Origin of the sequence: Shewanella sp. LZH-2 (assembly GCF_016859145.1) — a bacterium.
Lineage (GTDB): Bacteria > Pseudomonadota > Gammaproteobacteria > Enterobacterales > Shewanellaceae > Shewanella > Shewanella xiamenensis.
Window position 1 is genome coordinate 3,293,625 of sequence record NZ_CP069350.1, and the last position, 16,166, is coordinate 3,309,790.

The 16,166-nt window shown below is 47.0% G+C and carries 18 protein-coding genes; 2 read left to right on the forward strand and 16 right to left on the reverse strand.

Translation table 11 applies throughout. The features are described from left to right. Positions 1-41 precede the first annotated feature (41 nt). The 8 genes from tyrA to ffh all read right to left on the reverse strand — a co-directional run bounded on the left by tyrA (position 42) and on the right by ffh (position 6,278). Positions 42-1,181 carry a bifunctional chorismate mutase/prephenate dehydrogenase gene (gene tyrA, locus JM642_RS14495; RefSeq protein WP_144375355.1) on the reverse strand — a complete coding sequence of 380 codons (1,140 nt, stop codon included), beginning with the start codon at positions 1,179-1,181 and terminating at the stop codon, positions 42-44. A gap of 63 nt (positions 1,182-1,244) precedes the next feature. Continuing rightward, positions 1,245-2,336 carry a 3-deoxy-7-phosphoheptulonate synthase gene (locus JM642_RS14500; protein WP_037415636.1) on the reverse strand — a complete coding sequence of 364 codons (1,092 nt, stop codon included), beginning with the start codon at positions 2,334-2,336 and terminating at the stop codon, positions 1,245-1,247. Between the two features lie 116 nt (positions 2,337-2,452). After that, positions 2,453-2,638 (reverse strand): hypothetical protein, encoded by a 186-nt coding sequence (locus JM642_RS20395; RefSeq protein ID WP_144375353.1) that lies wholly within the window; start codon positions 2,636-2,638, stop codon positions 2,453-2,455. A gap of 98 nt (positions 2,639-2,736) precedes the next feature. After that, positions 2,737-3,090 (reverse strand): 50S ribosomal protein L19, encoded by a 354-nt coding sequence (gene rplS / locus JM642_RS14505; RefSeq protein ID WP_006080791.1) that lies wholly within the window; start codon positions 3,088-3,090, stop codon positions 2,737-2,739. Between the two features lie 34 nt (positions 3,091-3,124). Continuing rightward, positions 3,125-3,871 (reverse strand): tRNA (guanosine(37)-N1)-methyltransferase TrmD, encoded by a 747-nt coding sequence (gene trmD / locus JM642_RS14510; protein ID WP_037415633.1) that lies wholly within the window; start codon positions 3,869-3,871, stop codon positions 3,125-3,127. 15 nt (positions 3,872-3,886) lie between these two features. Beyond that, positions 3,887-4,417 (reverse strand): ribosome maturation factor RimM, encoded by a 531-nt coding sequence (gene rimM, locus JM642_RS14515; protein WP_037415631.1) that lies wholly within the window; start codon positions 4,415-4,417, stop codon positions 3,887-3,889. A 20-nt stretch (positions 4,418-4,437) separates the two neighbouring features. Further along, the gene (rpsP, locus tag JM642_RS14520) at positions 4,438-4,686 is read right to left on the reverse strand and encodes a 30S ribosomal protein S16 (RefSeq protein ID WP_011071566.1); all 249 of its coding nucleotides are present in this window, start codon (positions 4,684-4,686) and stop codon (positions 4,438-4,440) included. Between the two features lie 218 nt (positions 4,687-4,904). Continuing rightward, positions 4,905-6,278 (reverse strand): signal recognition particle protein, encoded by a 1,374-nt coding sequence (gene ffh / locus JM642_RS14525; RefSeq protein ID WP_037415628.1) that lies wholly within the window; start codon positions 6,276-6,278, stop codon positions 4,905-4,907. Between the two features lie 334 nt (positions 6,279-6,612). Here ffh and ccsA point away from each other — a divergent pair, with 334 nt between their 5' ends. Together ccsA and JM642_RS14535 are read left to right on the forward strand one after the other, a co-directional pair. Then, the gene (gene ccsA / locus JM642_RS14530) at positions 6,613-7,401 is read left to right on the forward strand and encodes a cytochrome c biogenesis protein CcsA (protein WP_037415626.1); all 789 of its coding nucleotides are present in this window, start codon (positions 6,613-6,615) and stop codon (positions 7,399-7,401) included. A gap of 101 nt (positions 7,402-7,502) precedes the next feature. After that, the gene (locus JM642_RS14535; protein ID WP_037415623.1) at positions 7,503-8,774 is read left to right on the forward strand and encodes a CNNM domain-containing protein; all 1,272 of its coding nucleotides are present in this window, start codon (positions 7,503-7,505) and stop codon (positions 8,772-8,774) included. Between the two features lie 69 nt (positions 8,775-8,843). Here the strand turns inward: JM642_RS14535 and JM642_RS14540 are convergent, their stop codons facing one another. The 8 genes from JM642_RS14540 to lepA all read right to left on the reverse strand — a co-directional run bounded on the left by JM642_RS14540 (position 8,844) and on the right by lepA (position 16,096). Then, on the reverse strand, positions 8,844-9,380 hold the full coding sequence (locus JM642_RS14540; RefSeq protein ID WP_037415621.1) for an Mpo1-like protein: 537 nt from the start codon (positions 9,378-9,380) through the stop codon (positions 8,844-8,846). 169 nt (positions 9,381-9,549) lie between these two features. Then, positions 9,550-9,933: a holo-ACP synthase gene (gene acpS / locus JM642_RS14545; RefSeq protein ID WP_037415612.1), complete on the reverse strand. Its 384-nt coding sequence runs from the start codon at positions 9,931-9,933 to the stop codon at positions 9,550-9,552. Continuing rightward, the gene (gene pdxJ / locus JM642_RS14550) at positions 9,933-10,670 is read right to left on the reverse strand and encodes a pyridoxine 5'-phosphate synthase (RefSeq protein WP_037415609.1); all 738 of its coding nucleotides are present in this window, start codon (positions 10,668-10,670) and stop codon (positions 9,933-9,935) included. Before pdxJ ends, acpS begins: the two co-directional genes overlap by 1 nt. A gap of 89 nt (positions 10,671-10,759) precedes the next feature. Further along, positions 10,760-11,461, reverse strand: coding sequence for a DNA repair protein RecO (recO, locus tag JM642_RS14555; RefSeq protein ID WP_037415604.1), 702 nt, complete (start codon positions 11,459-11,461; stop codon positions 10,760-10,762). A gap of 49 nt (positions 11,462-11,510) precedes the next feature. Continuing rightward, positions 11,511-12,530: a GTPase Era gene (gene era / locus JM642_RS14560; RefSeq protein ID WP_144345784.1), complete on the reverse strand. Its 1,020-nt coding sequence runs from the start codon at positions 12,528-12,530 to the stop codon at positions 11,511-11,513. After that, positions 12,527-13,207, reverse strand: a complete 681-nt coding sequence (gene rnc, locus JM642_RS14565) for a ribonuclease III (protein WP_037427576.1) — start codon at positions 13,205-13,207, stop codon at positions 12,527-12,529. The genes era and rnc overlap by 4 nt, the downstream gene beginning before the upstream one ends. 1 nt (position 13,208) lies before the next feature. Beyond that, positions 13,209-14,126 (reverse strand): signal peptidase I, encoded by a 918-nt coding sequence (lepB, locus tag JM642_RS14570; RefSeq protein ID WP_088585905.1) that lies wholly within the window; start codon positions 14,124-14,126, stop codon positions 13,209-13,211. Positions 14,127-14,305: 179 nt separating this feature from the next. Then, a complete protein-coding gene (lepA, locus tag JM642_RS14575; protein ID WP_037415595.1) occupies positions 14,306-16,096 on the reverse strand; it encodes a translation elongation factor 4 in 1,791 nt (596 codons plus the stop codon). Positions 16,097-16,166: the final 70 nt, after the last annotated feature.

Sequence of the window (16,166 nt, forward strand, 5' to 3'; positions counted from 1 at the left end):
CCATCAAAGATGGGCATTTTTTAGGGCTAACTCGTTCATTATCAGTTCGTTTTCATATCACTTACCGATTGCAGCATCATGCGGCTTTCGCGCTGAAACTGCGGCGCAAAATCACCAAACCACTTAGCAACCGTTTGGAACTGGTTGATAAACGCTTCCCTATCGCCCCGCTTTAATAGCTCTAATGCCTCGCGATAGTTATCCAAATAATCGCCAATCGCATGCTGGCTGTCCTGCTGGGCAAAAATAATATCGGCATAAAGCTCTGGGCTTTGGGCAAACAAGCGCCCTACCATGGCGAGTTCTAAGCGATAGATGGGCGAGCTAAATTGCAGCAGAGTTTCGATATCTGCTTCTTCTTTGCAAAGGTTTAAGCCATACACAAAGGTTGAGAAGTGGCGCATCGCCTGTACCAACTGCATCGCATTATCGTGGCGTTCAGGCTCGGCTTCGACAATTCGTGCGCCCCAAATCGTAATTTGCTCGAGTAACCATTGGTATTTATCCGCTTCGCGTCCATGACACACCACCACAACCTGCTTAGCTAAACTGCCGACATCTGGGCCAAACATAGGATGAAAGCCAACAACGGGTCCCTTGTGGGCAGCTAACATGGCATTCATCGGTTCAGTCTTGATGGAGGTTAAGTCGGCTAAAATACAGTCCTGTGGTAATTGGGTTAGTTTTGCACGGATAAGGTCGCAGGTGATGGCGATAGGCACAGTTACCAGTACCAATCCGGCATTAGCAAATAAGGTTTCCGCTTGCTGCCAGTCGTCTTTATCAAGCACTTTGACCTGGTAACCCGAGAGCGACAGCATCTGTTGAAACAGTCCACCAAGCTGGCCTTTCCCGCCCACAATCACAACTGAACCTAAGTCATTTTTCACTTGCTTAAAGCCAACATCCTTCTCGTTGAGATAGGACTCACGCATCAAGCGGCGCAAAATATCTTCAATCAGTTGCGGCGCAATACCCATGGTTTTGGCTTCTTCGCGGCGTTTTGCCAGCATTGCGGCTTCACGTTGCGGCGCATAAATCGGCAGGCCTGCGGCATGCTTAACTGTGCCCACCTGCGCGACTAAATCTAGCCGTTTACGCAGTAAATGCAGCAATTGCTGGTCGACGCCGTCGATAAGGCCGCGAAGGTGTTCTAATTCAGTTGTGGTTTTTTCGTTCATGTTATCGGTCCACTACCCACCTAAAAGGAAGGTGTTTAAACGTTAGGCACTTAAGATTTGCTCTCAAGCATTGGCCACTTTGAGCATATCAAAACGCGTTGGCAATACCGAAGATAACTTCGATGCGCCCGCACGTAAAACGCTTTCGGTTTTTTCCCAATTAATACAGGAGTCTGTCACAGAAACCCCGTAGGCCAATTCGCTTAATGGTTTATCACAACTTTGATTACCTTCGTTTAAATGACTTTCTAGCATTACGCCAATAATGGACTTATTGCCGTTGTAGATCTGGGCAAATACATCTTCACACACAGGGACTTGCCTGGTGTAATCCTTAGAGGAATTGCCATGACTGCAATCGATAATAAGGCGCGCATTGAGTTTGGCCTTATGTAGCTGCGCTTCACATTCAGCCACACTGGCCGCATCGTAGTTTGGTGTTACGCCGCCGCGCAGGATCACATGCCCATCGGGGTTTCCCGCCGTTTGCAACAGAGCGACTTGACCCTGTTGGTTAATCCCCATAAATCTGTGGCTGCTGGCCGCCGATTTAAGGGCATTAATTGCCACATCGAGCTTTCCATCTGTACCATTTTTAAAGCCAACGGGCATAGACAAACCCGACGCCATTTCCCTGTGGGTTTGCGATTCAGTCGTACGAGCACCAATGGCCGACCAAGTCACTAGCTCCGAAATATATTGCGGACTGATAGGATCGAGCGCTTCGGTGGCGACGGGTAGCTCAAGCTCTGCAAGCCAAATCATCAGCTCGCGCGCCATCTTTAAACCCTTCTCAACATCGAAGGACTCGTCCATATCAGGATCGTTAATCATCCCCTTCCAACCCACTGTGGTACGTGGCTTCTCAAAGTAGACTCGCATTAAGATGTAGAACTCATCGCTGAGTTCATCGTGTAACTTTTTAAGCTTTAAAGCGTATTCCTTGGCGGCATCGATATCATGGATAGAACAAGGTCCAGTGACGATAAGCACGCGGTGATCGCGCTTATGGACAATATCCGCCACGGTTTTGCGTGCATTGAGGATATAACGATACGCGTGCTCAGAGAGTGGCAGAGTCGCTTTTAACTCCTGCGGTGTAATAAGGACTTTCTCTGAACTGATGTGTACGTTATTGATCGTATCCTGTTGCATGCTTACCACCTAAAACTGAAGTCATATCCCCAGGTTATCAGGAGTCTGGATCTCAAACCGCTGCGGGGAAGAATTAAATAGCCGAGGCTATAATGTAACATTGTAATGATACACCATTACAATAGGCGACCAATATGCCTATTAATTGGCAGAAGATCAAGGAAGAATTTAACAAATTCGGCATTTATACCAATCGTATTAAATATCTGTTCATTCAGCGGGAGTTCAACGCGCTTTAGATAAGGCAAAGGCTTGAAGGCATAGTGGCTCTCTGTCGAAAGCCGTATTAACCCGAAACGCACTCAATACGGCTAAAAAGAAAAACGTCAGCCAACAAAAAACCGCCACTAGGGCGGTTTTTTGTGCGAACACTACGTCTTGTTTTCTGTAGCGGGTACTATTACTTAGTAGCCAGCTTTTCACGGATACGTGCAGATTTACCTGAACGATCACGTAAGTAGTACAGTTTGGCGCGACGAACGCGGCCACGACGCTTAACTTCAATGCTAGCGATCAGAGGGCTGTGCGTTTGGAATGCACGCTCAACACCTTCGCCATTAGAGATTTTACGTACTGTGAATGCAGAGTGCAGGCCACGGTTACGTTTAGCAATTACAACGCCTTCGAAAGCCTGTAAACGCTCTTTATCACCTTCTTTAACACGAACCTGAACTACTACTGTATCACCAGCACCAAACGCAGGTACGTCTTGTTTCATTTGCTCATCGTTGAGCATTTTAATGATGTTGTTCATAACTTACTCCGTTCTAGAATTAACTGAGCTACGACTAAGCATGCTTGTCCATTGCTTCAACGAACTGCGCTAAAAGAGTCGATTGTTCGTCAGTCAGAGCTAGATTTTCAAATAATTCTGGCCGTCTTAGAAAAGTCCTACCAAGGCTTTGCTGCAAACGCCAGAGTCTAATTTGTTCGTGGTTGCCACTTAGCAGTACTGCAGGTACATCGAGTCCATCCAGACTTTCAGGGCGCGTGTAATGAGGACAGTCCAGTAAACCGTCGGAGAAAGAATCTTGCTCCGCCGAAGCTTGTTTTCCTAGCACGCCAGGAACCAATCTCGATACTGCATCTATCAAGGTCATTGCGGGTAATTCGCCGCCCGAAAGCACGTAATCCCCAACCGACCATTCTTCATCCACTTCCGTTTGAATGATGCGTTCATCAATACCTTCGTACCGACCACACACCAAAATCAACCGGGATGATTTAGCCAACTCAGTAACGCCTTGCTGATCCAGCTTGCGTCCTTGAGGTGACAAGTAAATCACCTTTGCCTCTTCGCCTGCTGCTGCTTTCGCAGCATGAATGGCATCGCGTAAAGGTTGCACCATCATCAACATACCAGGACCACCGCCGTAAGGCCTGTCATCCACAGTACTGTGTCTATCATGGGTGAAATCGCGAGGATTCCACGTGTGCAACTCAAGCAGACCGTTTTTCACGGCACGACCCGTAACCCCAAAGTCTGTTACGGCACGAAACATGTCTGGGAACAGGGTAATTACCCCTAACCACATATGTTGTACCTCGACTTAAAAGTCAGGATCCCAATCCACTAAAATCTGTTTACCTTGGACATCCACCTTTAAGATGAATTGCCCTGGGACAAAGGGAACCATACGTTCCACTTTGCCGAAACTATCTTTAGCGTTGGCCTTAACAAGTAGGACATCGTTCGAACCGGTTTCCACGATTTGATCGACAATCCCCATGTTATAGCCGGTAGTATTAATCACTTCACAACCGATAAGATCACGCCAATAGAACTCGTCTTCTGGCAATGATTGCATCTGCTGCGGCAGGATACCAATTTCGCAATTGGTGAGCATTTGTGCTCGCTCCCGCGTGGTGACACCTTCAAGTTCGGCCACAACGGCCTTGCCTTGGTAACGCCACTGAGTAACTTTTACTTCACGCCATTCGCCATTTTCTTTAATAAGCCAAGGCGAATAATCAAAGATACCTTCAACAGAATCGGTATAGGCGGTGATTTTCAGCCAACCCTTAATGCCATGACAGGAGCCTAATTTCCCCAGTACGACTGGCTGTTGGTTACTGCTCATCAATCTATACCTTAACGCTATTAAGCAGCAGCTTTAGCGTCTTTAATCAATTTTGCAACGCGATCAGTTGTCGCAGCGCCGTTCGCAACCCAGTGCTCAACGCGAGCTAGGTCTAAACGTAAAGTTTCTTCTTGGCCACGGGCCAATGGGTTGAAGAAACCAACACGCTCAATGAAACGACCGTCACGAGCGTTACGGCTGTCAGCAACAACGATGTTGTAAAATGGACGCTTTTTAGCGCCACCACGAGCTAAACGAATGGTAACCATGCGTTTTCAATCCTCTAATGATTTGCTTGAAGCAAAAATAAAAACTGGAACCCCGTGTTCGCGAAGAGTCCCAGATAGAAAGCCGGAAGATTTTACCTGACTTTTCAACGAATGCAACCCAATCTGGCGATTATTAAACCTGCCATAGAATTGCCCGCCTCATTCCAAATACAATCAACCAACTGATAAGACATCAACTTTGATGAAAATCGTTGAGATTAGCGCCCAGGAAATTTCATTCCGCCAGGCATCATACCGCGCATTCCACGCATCATCTTTTGCATGCCGCCCTTAGCCGACATTTTTTTCATCATTTTTTGCATTTGGGTAAACTGTTTCAATAAACGGTTTACATCTTGAATCTCAGTCCCCGAACCCGCAGCAATACGACGCTTACGTGAGCCCTTGATTAAATCAGGGTTTTTACGCTCTTTCGCCGTCATTGAGTTAATGATGGCTTCCATTTGGCGGGTCATTTTACCATCTTGGATTTGCGCTAAAGCATCCGGCGGCAACTGACCAACACCGGGCAGCTTTTCAATCATGCTCATCATACCGCCCATGTTTTTCATTTGCTGCAGCTGTTCACGGAAGTCTTCGAGATCGAAACTACCGCCCTGCTTCACTTTGGAAGCCAGCTTCATCGCCTTTTCTTTATCGACGCCACGCTCCACTTCTTCGATAAGCGATAATACGTCGCCCATACCGAGAATACGTGAGGCGATACGGTCTGGATGGAAAGGTTCTAAGGCATCGGTCTTTTCACCCACACCCAAAAATTTAATTGGCTTGCCTGTGATATGGCGAATCGATAATGCCGCACCGCCGCGTGCATCACCATCAACCTTAGTTAAAATCACACCAGTGAGCGGCAGCGCTTCGTTAAAGGCTTTGGCCGTGTTTGCCGCGTCTTGACCCGTCATGGCATCGACCACAAACAGTGTCTCAATCGGCTTAACCGCCGCGTGCAGTGCCTTGATCTCATCCATCATGGCTTCATCGACGTGCAGACGACCCGCGGTGTCGAGAATTACTACATCGATAAATTTAAGTTTAGCGTGGGCAATGGCCGCCTTAGCGATATCGATTGGCTTTTGGCTCACGTCCGATGGGAAGAACTCCACATCGACTTCGGTCGCTAAGGTCTCAAGCTGTTTAATCGCCGCTGGACGATAAACGTCAGCACTAACGACTAATACCGATTTTTTATGGCGCGTACGCAGCAGCTTACCCAGTTTGGCAACGCTGGTTGTTTTACCCGCACCTTGAAGACCCGCCATCATCACCACGGCTGGCGGCTGAGTGGCTAAATCCAGAGCTTGGTTTGCCTCGCCCATGGATTTTTCAAGTTCACTTTGAACAATCTTAATAAAGGCTTGGCCAGGGCTTAGGCTTTTCGCCACTTCTTGGCCAACGGCACGTTCTTTTACATTGTTAACGAATTCACGCACCACAGGCAGGGCAACATCGGCCTCCAGCAGCGCCATACGCACTTCGCGCAGGGTTTCCTTAACGTTTTCTTCGGTTAAGCGACCACGGCCACTGATATTTTTCAGCGTGCGTGACAGTCTGTCGGTTAGATTCTCAAACATCGTCCTGCTCTATACCTTTAAGGATCTCGATTAATGGGCAGTATTATAACCATGCGTGCGTATTATGCTACTGCTACGCCCCGGTTGCGTTAACTTAGGCATTTAATCTGCTACCACACTTATTTTGCGACTTGACGGCGACTATTTACACCTAACAATAAGAATCTGCTAAATTTTGCAACTTATGTCACTGCCCATTTGCCGATAGCTCATGCTATTCTAGGCAAAATATTGATCTGTATGCCCAGTTAAAACTCAAACAATCTGAAAATACGAGTTTCAAGTAGTTTGGGGATATAAGGCACCTTTAACAACACAAATAGGTTAATTACCCATGGTCATTTTTTCTGCCTCAGCCATGTTTTTTTATTGCATCGCATTGGTATTAGTGACAAGCCGGCTCTTCCATCCTGAAGGCCCTAATCGTAAAGCCGTTGCAGGTATCGCAGCGATTGCGGTGATTCTACACGCAGCCGCCCTCTCACAAGCGATATTTACCCCTGACGGACAAAACTTCAGCCTCACTAATGTGATCTCGTTAGTGAACTGGATCATCGCCTTCACCTTTACCGTGATGATGTTTAGGCTAAAAGTGATTGTGGTTGTGCCCGTGGTTTATGCCTGTTCCGTGCTCTCTGTAGCCCTGCTCTGGTTATTGCCGCCTAAGTTTATTACTCACTTTGAATTGTATCCTGAGGTCTTAGCGCACGTTGTGCTCTCTCTCATGGCATACAGCGCCCTGATGATCGCCGCCCTGTACGCGATTCAACTGGCGATGATCCAAAACAAGCTCAAAAAGAAACAACTCATGTTAAGCCCTAGCATTCCACCACTGATGACGGTAGAAAAGCAGCTCTATCATCTTGTTATTATTGGGGTCATTTTACTGAGCTTATCCCTAGCCACAGGCTTTATCTTCCTCGATGACATGTTTGCCGATGGCAAAGGCCATAAGGCGATTTTGTCAATTATCGCTTGGTTCGTGTATATCGCTATGCTGTGGCAGCAGTATTGGGTTGGCTGTAAAATTCGCACCGCAGTCATTTACACTTTAACTGGTGCAACCTTGTTATCCTTAGCTTATTTTGGCGCTCGCATTGTCAAAGAATTAATTCTTAGTTAATAATTTCAAGTCAGCTTAGGTGCTTACTCGCTAAGCTGACTTGACACCCCGTTTATTTCTCGGTATCAACTTAACCCTATCGGCCTAATTGGAGCCTATTTTTGGACGCTATATCGACAAGCGCACTCCTCATTTTCTTATTGGTGCTTATCCTTTTCTCTGCCTATTTTTCAGGTTCTGAAACCGCCATGATGACTCTTAATCGCTATCGATTAAGGCATCTCGCCTCAAATGGTCACAAAGGTGCCATTCGTGCCCTCAAGTTACTTGAACGTCCAGACCGCTTAATTGGCTTGATTTTGATTGGTAACAACCTGGTTAATATTCTTGCTTCAGCCATCGCCACGATTATCGGAATGCGTCTGTGGGGCGATTTAGGGGTCGCGATTGCAACAGGGGTACTGACATTGGTCGTGCTCGTCTTTGGTGAAGTCACACCTAAAACCATTGCCGCACTCAATCCTGAACGTATCGCCTTTCCATCAAGCTATTTACTTATCGCCCTATCGAAAGTATTTTCCTATGTCGTCACTAGCGTCAATTTTATCACCACGGGCATACTGCGCTTAGTGGGGATAAAGTCTATCAACAGCAGCGATGCATTAAGCAAGGAAGAACTTCGCACAGTCGTTCATGAAGCTGGCGCATTGATCCCCCAACGCCACCAAGAAATGTTGTTATCGATCCTAGACTTAGAAAAAGTCACTGTTGAAGATATCATGGTGCCACGCTCGGATATCTATGCAATTAACGTCAATGATGACTTTAAGTATATCAATCGCCAAGTGATCCAAAGCCCACATACTCGCGTGTTGGTTTACCGCGATACCATTGACGATGCTGTCGGCTTTATTCATCTGCGTGATGCGCTGCGCTTGCAATCAAAAGAGCAGTTCAGTAAATCCTCATTGCTGCGCGCCGTCAAAGAGCTCTACTTTATTCCTGAAGGCACACCACTCAATGTGCAATTAGCCAATTTTCAGCACAACAAAGAACGTATTGGCCTCGTCGTGGATGAATACGGTGACATCCAAGGACTGGTAACACTCGAAGATATCCTCGAAGAAATTGTCGGTGACTTCACCACTTCAATGTTACCAACCGCGAGTGAAGAGATTAACCAACAACAGGATGGCAGTTATTTGATTGATGCCAGTATCACCATCCGAGACTTGAACAAAGAGATGAAATGGGATTTTCCAACCGATGGTCCTAAAACCCTCAATGGCCTGATTTTAGAGTATTTGGAGGACATCCCCTCCGAAAACACGAGCCTACGCCTTGCAGGCTACCCGCTAGAAGTCATTGAAGTCGCTGACAATATGGTCAAAACAGTGCGAATTATCCCACAGCATTATCAACCACCCCGCTAACTTTACTACAGATAAAAAAATAGGCCGAATCCAAATGGAATTCAGCCTATTTCCCTCTCCCCCAAGAGATTATTTAACGCTTTGCGTCTTCAGCCGCGCTTCGAGTGCACGGCGTTTCTCAATCGCAATAGGTGTAATTTGGGCATCTAAATCTTTTTCTAGCCCCAGGATAAAATACACTTCGGCCATTAAGAAAAACGGGCCAATTAACAGTTGGTTTAAATCATCAATAAAGGCAGGCTTTGCCTTCTCGTATTGATGGCCAATCAGCTGAAAAACCCAACCGACGATAAATACCGATATAGCCAACCAGAAGGCGTTGGGAGAGGAGGCCACTAACTCTGTTGAATACACGACGGGGGCGATAAACAAGGCCAGACCAATCGCTAACCTTGCATGCAAACGAAAATAATAAACCAGCACGCCAGCCCCTAAAATCACACCTAAACTCACATCGCCAGCACTACCAAGTGGAATACGGATTGTCGCTAATAATAGAAAAGCCGACCATATAATTAATGGAATACCAATAAAATGAGTTCGAATATTTCGCGGATTTAAATGCACACTCTTATAGGTTGATAGCTGCTCTACGGCGGATTTCATCTTGGGCTCCTTTTGCTGTGTCCCTGCAAATTAGTTTATAGATAAAACTTTTGACCTAACCTAGCCCAAAAATGCCAAACTGAACAGTAAAAAGTAACAAAAATGTTGCCGAGTGTTTTGAGTAATAAAAAGGGAGCTTAAAGCTCCCTTTTTCGTACAAGGTAAGAGACTAGCGAGACTCGAGGATCACTGTCGCAATGGCATAGGATTTTTCATCTGCGATTGAAATGTGCCCAATCACACCATTGAGCAAAGCTAAACGTTGCAGCGCACCTTCAGTAAAATCAATTGTCGGCGCACCATCAGTCGTATTGCCAATGTGGATATGCTGAAAAGATACGCCACGACCAATCCCCGTCCCCAAAGCTTTAGCGGCGGCTTCTTTGGCGGCAAAGCGTTTAGCTAAATAGCGGCTCGGTTGGCTATGCTGTTGATAGATATCGAACTCAGCCTCTGTCAGTACGCGTTTAGCCAGCTTATCGCCGGAACGTGCCACATGAGCCGTGATACGCTCGATTTCAACTATGTCAGTGCCAAGCCCAACGATTGCCATTATTCGCCTCGACGACCTTCTAACATCAGCGCTTTCATATCTTTAACCGCTGTCGCTAAGCCATCAATGGCCGCACGCGCGACAATGGCATGGCCGATGTTGAGCTCATACAGCTCAGGGATTGCCGCAATCGGCTTAACATTGTGATAATGCAGCCCGTGGCCCGCATTCACCACCAACCCTTTGCCGTGGGCGTATTTTGCCATTTCGCTGATACGCGCAAGCTCTTTGGCCTCATCCTCAGCCGTTTTGGCATCGGCATAGCAACCGGTATGGATTTCGATAAGTGGCGCGCCAGAGGCGACTGCTGCATCGATTTGAGTCTTATCGGCATCGATAAACAGTGACACTTGAATACCATTGGCGGCTAAGCGGCTTACCGCAGCAGTGATTTTATCTAATTGACCAGCCACATCTAAACCGCCTTCAGTCGTCACTTCTTGACGCTTTTCAGGGACTAAACAAACGTAGGTTGGTTTGACTTCGCAGGCGATGTTGAGCATTTCTTCTGTCACGGCACACTCAAAGTTCATCCGCGTCTTTAAGGTTTTTGCCAGCAGATACACATCGCGGTCGATAATATGGCGTCTGTCTTCCCGTAAATGAATGGTGATACCGTCGGCACCCGCATGCTCGGCAACCGCCGCCGCATGGACAGGATCGGGATAACTGGTGCCGCGAGCCTGACGCAGGGTCGCAATATGGTCGATATTAACACCCAATAAGATACGGCTCATCGGGAACTCCTTTATGTTGTTAAGGCGAGAATTAACGCTGATTTGCGCCCTATTGTACTGGGACAGACTGTAAAAAACAGGAGCTAGGGCTAATTATTCCCATTCATCTTTGGTGCTGTCGCTTGCATAAACAACTGCCGACTCACCAGTGGCTTATCTCCGAGCAATGGTTGCAGCATAGACCGCATCAGTCGTTTAGCTGCTAAAAACTGCTCTTGCAACAGCTCATTATCGTTAAGTGCGGTTAACATCGCGCCTTGATAGGTGTGCTTTGCTCGGCTGTTTAGCACAAATTGAAACCCGAGTTCAGGCACAAGCTGGTAGTAATGTTCAGGGATCAGCGGCTCGCCTTGTGTATCGCGGATAAGGGATGGCATAGCCCCGAGTTCCCGCAAAAGCGCCAGTTCAAGGTAACGCAGTTTCGACTCACAAAACTGCGCCGCAAGCCCTACTAAGGCTTGGTGGTAGATGAGAAATAACGCCTCGGCATTATGGTGAACAGACAGGGTTCGCATCAGCAACTCATTGATATACATGCCGGCATACAGGCTATAACCCGATAAGGGCACGGCTGGCGCGGCCGCTTCAATTTGGCTGATGTTTTTGAGTTCTGATTTACCGCTAAATTCAAAAATCAGCGGCTGAAAGGGCTGGAGGATACTTTTGATGGAGCGTTTACCGCTCCCGACACGCGCGACGGCATCGACACGCCCAATCCCGTCGACCAAGAGATTCACCAGCGCGCTAGACTCCCGATAGGGGCGATGATGCAAAACATAACCCCGTTTCATCAATCTGCGCGCTCGTTCATAGTCAGGCTAGGCCTATCATCAGTAACAATTAATCGTCACCGTAACCTAAGCTTCGCAGGGCACGTTCATCATCAGCCCAACCGGATTTGACCTTCACCCAGACTTCGAGGAACACTTTGTTATCAAACAAGGTTTCCATATCGAGGCGCGCTTGTGTGGCGATGGTACGGATGCGTTCACCTTTGCTACCAATCACCATCCGCTTTTGGCCTTCGCGCTCTACGAGGATCAAGGCATTAATTTGGTAAACGCCATTTTCCATCATCTTAAATTGCTCGATTTCAACCGTGGCATCATAAGGCAATTCATCACCTAAAAAGCGCATCAGTTTTTCGCGGACAATTTCAGAGGCCATAAAACGCTGCGAACGGTCGGTCACATAATCTTCGGGGAAGAAGAATGGATTCTCTGGCAGAGACTCTGCCGCCAGCTCTAAAATACGTTTAACGTTGGTGCCCTTACTGGCAGAAATCGGCAGGATCTCATCGAAGGGATACTTCTTGGCCACTTCTTCCAAATAAGGGAAAAGGGCTTCTTTGTCTTTTATATTATCGACTTTGTTGATGGCTAAAACAGTTTTACGCTCTTCACCGCCGCGGCGAAGTTTGCTTAACACCATCTCATCATCGGCGGTCCATGTCATACCATCGACCACAAAAATCACCATAGACACATCGGCAAGCGAGCTCGCCGCCGCGCGGTTCATCAGACGGTTAATCGCACGCTGCTCTTCAATATGCAGACCGGGCGTGTCGATAAACACGATTTGGCGTGGACCATCGGTATGGATACCCATGATGCGATGACGCGTCGTTTGCGGCTTTTTCGAGGTAATACTGATCTTTTGCCCAAGCAAACGGTTCAGCAGGGTCGATTTCCCCACGTTAGGCCGGCCAATAATGGCCACCATGCCACAGTAGGTCACATCATAGTGAACAGACGGCGCCGCTGCGCTCGCTGCATTCATCCTTGCCAGTAATTCATCTAAGCTCGGCTCATTGCTCGCGTTAACGGCATCGACAGCTGGCAAGTCTGTTTTTTTGGTCATTTCTTCAGTAACTCCAATACTTGAGCCGCGGCAATCTGCTCGGCTTTGCGGCGTGAGCTCGCAACGCCAATCACGCTTTCGCTCAAGTCATCTATACGACATTCAACGGTGAATGTTTGATCGTGGGCATCGCCTTCTATGTTGATTACTTGGTAATCGGGTAGCGGCTTCTTTAACCCTTGTAAATATTCTTGCAGTAAGGTTTTAGCGTCTTTTTGATTCACACCGGGTTGAATCTCAGATAAACGCTCGGCATACCATTTAAGCAACAGCTCACGGCACACTTCGAGGTCCGAATCTAAGTAAATCGCACCAATAATCGCCTCAACCGCATCGGCCAGAATCGACTCGCGTCGAAAACCGCCACTCTTTAATTCGCCAGGACCGAGGAATAAATAATCCCCAAGTTTAAAGGCTTGAGCAATCAAGGTCAGCGTATCGCCACGCACTAAAGTGGCGCGCATCCGGCTTAAATCGCCCTCAGTCGCCTTAGGAAACTGATGATATAAGGCATCCGAAATGACTATCGATAAAATCGAATCACCTAAAAATTCTAAACGCTCATTGTGCTTATTTGCCGCACTTCTATGAGTCAACGCTTGGGTTAGAAGGTCAATATTCTTGAACTCATAGCCCAATGTACGACACAAACGCGGCAAATTTTTAATCGGTTCCATACTAGTGAATTCCACCTACACGTTCAAAGCGCACACCGCTTGGTACCCAGGTTGGCAGGAAGTCGGCTTTTGAACGGTCAAACTCAAAACTGATCCAGATAGCCACCGCTTTACCGACAAGATTTTCTTCAGGGACAAAGCCCCAGAAACGGCTGTCGGTACTGTTATCGCGGTTATCACCCATCGCAAAGTAATGGCCTTCGGGAACAAGAAATTCACCCGCGGGTAAATTGCCATCACGCTTGAAATAACCCAACATATCAGGACGGCTTGGATTAATTAAAATATCGTGTGCCACTTCACCGAGTTGCTCTTTATAACGCAGTAAAGGCACACCATCTTGGCTGTAATCACCACGGCTGATTTCGGTACGCGCCACCAGTTCTGGCTCAGGGCAATTGGTTTGCTCCGCGCCACAGGCCTTTTGGATCATCAACTGTTTGTTGCGGTAGATAATCCTATCGCCCGGTAAACCTACAACACGCTTAATGTAATCAACCTGAGGATTCTCTGGGTACTTAAAGACGATCACATCACCACGTTTGGGCTCGCCCGTTTCAATAAGTTTAGTGCGCCATACGGGATCTTTTAGGCCATAACTAAACTTTTCAACCAGAATAAAATCGCCCACTAATAGCGTTGGCATCATAGAACCCGATGGAATTTGAAATGGCTCATAAATAAACGAGCGCAGGATCAGCACAAAGGCAATCACCGGGAAGATGGAGTGCGCAGTCTCAACCACAGTGGGTTCACGGATAATATTGTATTCGGCTTCCTCAGTTAAATTGGCCTGAGAAGCCTTGGCCAAGGCTAAGCTTTCACGGCGTTTAGGCGCAAATACCAGCACATCGACTAACCAGATCACCCCTGAAATCAGAGTGACTAGCACTAAAATAATGGAAAAATAGGCTGCCATTACGTATTGAACTCCTGCCTTGAAATGTAAAGATCTAAACTCAGCGACTATTGTATTTCGACTCGCGAACTTTAGTTAACTTACCGCATTTATAAAAAAACACCACAAAACATACGATAAGCTAAGTAAAGCGCCGCAAACTGCGGCGCAATAATAGCTAAATTGTGTTATCTCGAGTGTTACTCGTTTAGCTTAAGTACCGCTAAGAACGCCTCTTGTGGCACCTCAACGTTACCAACTTGTTTCATCCGTTTCTTACCCTCTTTTTGTTTATTTAAGAGTTTCTTCTTACGGGAAACGTCACCACCATAACACTTAGCTGTTACGTCTTTGCGTAACGCTTTTACGGTAGAACGGGCAATAATCTGGCTACCGACCGCGGCTTGAATCGCGATATCAAACATCTGCCGCGGAATAAGCTCTTTCATCTTCTCAACCAACGCCAAACCACGGTGACGAATATTCGAACGGTGAATAATCATCGCCAGCGCATCCACGCGGTCGCCGTTGATCAGAATATCTAAGCGCACCATGTCCGCCGGATCGAAGCGGATAAAGTTGTACTCTAATGACGCATAACCACGGCTAGTTGATTTTAAGCGGTCAAAGAAGTCCATCACCACTTCCGCCATTGGCAGATGGTAAGTCACGGCCACTTGATTACCGTGGTAAACCATATTCACTTGAGTACCGCGTTTTTCGATACACAGCGTAATTACGTTACCTAAGTATTCTTTTGGTACCAGAATATTGGCTTCAACAATCGGTTCACGCATCTCTTCGATGTTGTTAATTGCAGGCAAATCTGCTGGATTATCAACATAGATAGTCTCACCACTGGTCATCAGCACTTCATAGACTACCGTAGGTGCGGTCGTGATGAGGTCAAGATCGTATTCGCGCTCTAAACGTTCTTGAATGATTTCCATGTGGAGCAGGCCTAAATAGCCAATACGGAAACCAAAGCCTAACGCAGATGAACTTTCAGGCTCAAAGAACAATGAGGCATCGTTCAGGCTGAGTTTGTTCAGTGCATCACGGAAGTTTTCATATTCATCGGTAGAAATCGGGAACACACCAGCATAAACCTGAGGCTTCACTTTTTTAAAGCCGGGTAATGGCTTATCGGCACCATTTTTAGCCAGTGTTAAGGTATCACCCACTGGCGCACCGTGAATTTCTTTAATACCTGCGATAACGAAACCAACTTCACCAGTTTTTAGCTCAGTTTTATCGGTTTGTTTTGGCGTGAAAATACCGACACGATCTGCGGTATGGTTTTGCCCTGTAGACATCACCTTGAACTTATCACCCTTCTTGAGCACGCCATGTTTAATACGCACTAAAGAAACAACGCCTAAGTAGCTGTCAAACCACGAGTCAATAATGAGGGCTTGCAACGGCGCATCTGGATTGCCTTCTGGCGGTGGAATTTGCTCGACGATAACCTCTAATACATCATCAATACCCACACCGGTTTTTGCAGAACAACGCACCGCGTTCATCGCATCAATACCGACGATGTCTTCAATCTCGGCGGCAACACGCTCAGGATCAGCTTGAGGTAAGTCGATTTTGTTCAGGATAGGTACCACGTCCAGATTCATATCCAGCGCGGTGTAACAGTTTGCCAGCGTTTGAGCTTCAACGCCTTGGCCTGCATCCACCACAAGCAGCGCACCCTCACAGGCGGCTAATGAACGAGATACTTCATAGGAAAAGTCGACGTGACCAGGGGTGTCAATAAAGTTGAGTTGGTAGGTTTCGCCATTTTTGGCTGTATATTCCAACGTAACGCTCTGCGCCTTAATGGTAATACCGCGCTCACGTTCTAAATCCATAGAATCAAGAACTTGCGCATCCATTTCACGGTCGCTTAAACCGCCACAAACCTGAATAAGACGATCTGACAGCGTCGATTTACCATGGTCGATATGGGCAATAATTGAGAAGTTTCTAATGTGTTTCATTATGCTGCTATGACTAATACTGAAAAATGGATACGGTTCAAAGGGGGGAAATTGTACCTGATTGCGGATT

Excerpts from the sequence above, each read along its gene's own strand:
- tyrA (WP_144375355.1), bottom strand. The coding sequence starts at position 1,181 with ATGAACGAAAAAACCACAACTGAATTAGAACACCTTCGCGGCCTTATC.
- JM642_RS14500 (WP_037415636.1), bottom strand. The coding sequence starts at position 2,336 with ATGCAACAGGATACGATCAATAACGTACACATCAGTTCAGAGAAAGTC.
- rplS (WP_006080791.1), bottom strand. The coding sequence starts at position 3,090 with ATGAACAACATCATTAAAATGCTCAACGATGAGCAAATGAAACAAGAC.
- trmD (WP_037415633.1), bottom strand. The coding sequence starts at position 3,871 with ATGTGGTTAGGGGTAATTACCCTGTTCCCAGACATGTTTCGTGCCGTA.
- rimM (WP_037415631.1), bottom strand. The coding sequence starts at position 4,417 with ATGAGCAGTAACCAACAGCCAGTCGTACTGGGGAAATTAGGCTCCTGT.
- rpsP (WP_011071566.1), bottom strand. The coding sequence starts at position 4,686 with ATGGTTACCATTCGTTTAGCTCGTGGTGGCGCTAAAAAGCGTCCATTT.
- ffh (WP_037415628.1), bottom strand. The coding sequence starts at position 6,278 with ATGTTTGAGAATCTAACCGACAGACTGTCACGCACGCTGAAAAATATC.
- ccsA (WP_037415626.1), top strand. The coding sequence starts at position 6,613 with ATGGTCATTTTTTCTGCCTCAGCCATGTTTTTTTATTGCATCGCATTG.
- JM642_RS14540 (WP_037415621.1), bottom strand. The coding sequence starts at position 9,380 with ATGAAATCCGCCGTAGAGCAGCTATCAACCTATAAGAGTGTGCATTTA.
- acpS (WP_037415612.1), bottom strand. The coding sequence starts at position 9,933 with ATGGCAATCGTTGGGCTTGGCACTGACATAGTTGAAATCGAGCGTATC.
- pdxJ (WP_037415609.1), bottom strand. The coding sequence starts at position 10,670 with ATGAGCCGTATCTTATTGGGTGTTAATATCGACCATATTGCGACCCTG.
- recO (WP_037415604.1), bottom strand. The coding sequence starts at position 11,461 with ATGAAACGGGGTTATGTTTTGCATCATCGCCCCTATCGGGAGTCTAGC.
- era (WP_144345784.1), bottom strand. The coding sequence starts at position 12,530 with ATGACCAAAAAAACAGACTTGCCAGCTGTCGATGCCGTTAACGCGAGC.
- rnc (WP_037427576.1), bottom strand. The coding sequence starts at position 13,207 with ATGGAACCGATTAAAAATTTGCCGCGTTTGTGTCGTACATTGGGCTAT.
- lepB (WP_088585905.1), bottom strand. The coding sequence starts at position 14,126 with ATGGCAGCCTATTTTTCCATTATTTTAGTGCTAGTCACTCTGATTTCA.
- lepA (WP_037415595.1), bottom strand. The coding sequence starts at position 16,096 with ATGAAACACATTAGAAACTTCTCAATTATTGCCCATATCGACCATGGT.